The sequence below is a fragment of the Paenibacillus sp. 01T422 genome, from assembly GCF_056398785.1.
This window is the reverse complement of record NZ_JBFTQB010000695.1, coordinates 1-3,525: the sequence shown is the minus strand read 5'-3', so window position 1 is coordinate 3,525 and position 3,525 is coordinate 1. Positions and strand designations below refer to the sequence as shown.

Genomic DNA, 3,525 nt, shown 5'->3' with positions numbered 1-3,525 from the left:
GTATAGCCATGGGTTGTAGGAATTATCTCATTGAAGGCGTTTCCGGTACTGGCAAAACTTCAGTTTGCAATGAATTGCAACGGCGCGGCTACCATGCCATTCATGGCGACCGTGAATTAGCTTATCAAGGCGACCCAGAAACTGGTACACGGACGGATGGTGTCACGCACGAGCATCACATATGGTATGTAGATAAAGTCAAAGCTCTGGTCGCCAACCAGGATGAGTCGGTAACGTTTTTCTGCGGTGGTTCTAGGAATTTTCCGAAATTCATTGATCTGTTTGACGGCGTGTTTGTCCTCGAGATCGACCTTGACACATTGAATCGACGGCTTGACGAGCGACATGAAGATGAGTGGGGCGGAAAGAAAACGGAACGGGAACTTATTAGGCGATTGCACCAGACGAAAGAGGACATTCCGACAAACGGAATGATAATCGACGCCACCGCACCGATCGCGCACGTCGTTGACGAGATTCTCTGTCAAAGCGATGTAATTAAACGCCAACGACAGTAGCGAATCTACGGTCACTCATCTAGATTAATAAGTTAGCAAAGCCGAGGAAGGTGATTCAGTCGTGAATCATATAAAGTTGCTTCAAGAGGAAGTAAAGCAATACGGATTTAATCCTGAAGATGTGGTTGTCGAAAAAGAGCTTCAATCGAATTCATGGCATAGGGATTTACATTTCAAAATTCATTTAAAAGAAAAGTCGTTCTCAGCAAGATTAATTAGCAATAAGCGATATGAAAGCAATGTATTTGTTAAATTAACGGATGATGTTATTAGGGAACAAATTAATTATTGCAATTATCTACGTGAATCTGGCATTCCTTTTATGAAACATCGATCAACTGTTTATAATGAACCATTTACTTTGATTAATGATGGGGAAAAGGAATGGAGATTTGTATTGTTTGAGTGGATGGAAGGTGAACATATAACTCATTGTACTGAGCCAGTATCTGAAAAATTTAATAAACTGGCACGAAAGATTCACGACATATCAGTGAGTTTTGAAAGTGATGTCTTTACAAAAGAATCCCATGTTTATGGCTCAGAACAATTTTTTGGAATCATTCAAAGGTGAAGTCATTGGAATCGTTGATTTTGAATCAATTACTTATACGGATAGAGTAGAGGGCTTAGCATGGCTAATAAAATGGTATTTACGCCCTTATGGAATAGGCTCACATGAAATGTCACCGGATCTTGCAAAGGCTGTATTACGCGGTTATGATGCAGAAGAAATTCTTACTCAAAATGACTTAAGCAGACTTCCTTCATTGCTGTGGTTATCAGGTTGTTTGAATTGGAATTTTATTGATAAAACGATAGGTTTATTGAAAATAAGGAAGAGATACTCCTTGTTGAACATCTAACCAAGTATTTAAAACGTGGGGAAAAATTACTATCTCTTATTTAATGAGATATGCMAAAAATGCTAGAACATAAGAATATATTGCAATTACACACAACGACAGCCGATCTATGATTGGCTGTCGTTGTGTGTTGTGTAACAGGAGTTTACGCTAAGCCTTTACATGCAATGATGATTATGTTATTTTTAAACAACCAATCATCCTACGTTTGGAGTTGAGGAAATGCTGATAAAAACCAATCGATTAACACTTGTTGAACAGATTGCTGCCCAATTGGAAAGTCTTATTGAAAGTGGGGACTGGAAGCCCGGTCTGAAAATTCCGGCTGAACCTGAGCTTATGGATTCACTAGGAGTTAGCCGGAATACATTGAGGGAAGCGATCCGAGCTTTGACACATTCGGGCATGCTTCGAACAAGACAAGGAGACGGTACATACGTAGTCTCGTCCAGTGCTCTTGCTGCCGCACTACAGAGTCGCGTGAGAAAGACGGAGTTGCTCCAGACGTTAGAAGTACGTCGGGCGCTTGAACGCGAAGCTGCTATTCTGGCAGCACGCCGCCGGTCTGAAGATGAGCTTAGCGTTCTGCGTAGCTGTTATGAAGAATACATTCAGGCTGTTAACCGCCAGGATATAGAAGCTGCTCTCGAATGGGACATTCGATTTCACCTGTCCGTCTTTGCAGCCTCACATAATGACCTTTTAATTGATTTATACTCGAATATCGCGGAAGCTTTGCGAGAGTCAATCGAGTCTAGAATTGAAGTTTGCAGCGATCCAATGAGTAAAGCTCATGAATTATTACTTCAAGCCATCGAACAGCAGGATGAAACCTTAGCCGAAGAGGCTGTACTCAGTTATATTCATTACTCACAGAACAAATTATAAAGGAAGGTCCTACGCACATGAGCAAACAACAACATGCATTACTCGAAGCTACTCAACCTAATGTCTCCAGAGCGACTTGGGTGCTCATACTCGGAATCGTATTAGTAGCTGCCAATCAACGTGCCGCGATAACTTCTGTCGGCCCGCTAATCGGTAACATCCGCGAGACGACTGGTCTTTCCAATTCGCTAGCTGGCCTACTGACAACCGTGCCTTTATTGGCATTCGCTCTCTTGTCCCCATTTGCACCTAAGCTGTCTCAACGATATACGCCAGAACGAGTCGTTCTAGTATCCCTGTTTGTCCTATTAATTGGATTGATCAGTCGTTCTTTGAGCGCAGAAGGTACTGGTATGCTTTTCGTTGGTACCTTATTAATCGGATTAGCCATTGCTATCTGTAACGTTCTGATCCCGAGTCTTGTTAAAAGGGATTTCGCTAACAAAATAGGTCTCATGACTGGTATATACTCTGTATCGATGAACCTTTGCGGAGCTCTTGCCTCAGGTATTAGCATTCCACTTGCACGTACTGTCGGACTCGGTTGGCAAGGATCATTATTATGCTGGTGCTCCCTTACGGTTCTGGCGATTTTCAGTTGGCTGCCTCGACTCCGTTCCTCACAGAATAAACCATGGTCCACGGGTCAAAAATTGAATGAACGCAAGTCCTTCTGGCGTTCCGGACTGGCTTGGCAAGTTACAGCTTTCATGGGGCTTCAATCGATTATCTTTTATATGCTTGTTGCTTGGCTGCCCGACATCCTGTCCAGCCGTGGAATGTCTGAGGACGCCAGCGGATGGATGCTGTCGCTTTTACAGTTTTCCATGCTTCCTTTTACGTTGGTTGTGCCAATTATCGCGAGCCGAATGCGCAATCAAAGGCCGCTTGTCTTTTTGACTGTCGTGTTGTTTCTAATCGGTATCAGTGGATTGTTTATTGAGGATACTTCACTTGCCCCTTTATGGATTATCATTATCGGCATCGCGGGTGCTTGCGCCTTCAGCCTTTCCATGATTTTCTTTAGTCTCCGGACAAGAACCTCTCAGGAAGCAGCGGAATTATCCGGTATGGCCCAAACTATTGGCTACCTTTTAGCCGCTATCGGTCCGCTACTATTCGGTTTGCTGCATGACCTAACACATAACTGGACTGTTCCTTTGCTACTTCTCCTCGCGGCCACGTTTTTCTTGCTGCTGGCTGGGATAGGTGCTGGCCGAAATAAATACGTCTAGCTAAGCGTCAAACTAGAG

Annotated in this window: 3 protein-coding genes and 1 pseudogene; all 4 read left to right on the top strand. The window is 43.4% G+C overall.

Annotated elements, in window-relative coordinates; all coding sequences use genetic code 11:
- On the top strand, positions 1 to 518 hold a 518-nt coding region (locus AC1DUA_RS29140), incomplete at its 5' end, for an AAA family ATPase (RefSeq protein WP_477503081.1).
- A gap of 70 nt (positions 519 to 588) precedes the next feature.
- Positions 589 to 1,428: pseudogene (locus AC1DUA_RS29135) on the top strand (aminoglycoside phosphotransferase/kinase family protein).
- Between the two features lie 178 nt (positions 1,429 to 1,606).
- Entirely contained in the window at positions 1,607 to 2,272 is a 666-nt protein-coding gene (locus tag AC1DUA_RS29130) for a FadR/GntR family transcriptional regulator (protein ID WP_477503080.1), read from the top strand.
- 17 nt (positions 2,273 to 2,289) lie between these two features.
- A complete protein-coding gene (locus tag AC1DUA_RS29125; RefSeq protein ID WP_477503079.1) occupies positions 2,290 to 3,507 on the top strand; it encodes a CynX/NimT family MFS transporter in 1,218 nt (405 codons plus the stop codon).
- Positions 3,508 to 3,525: the final 18 nt, after the last annotated feature.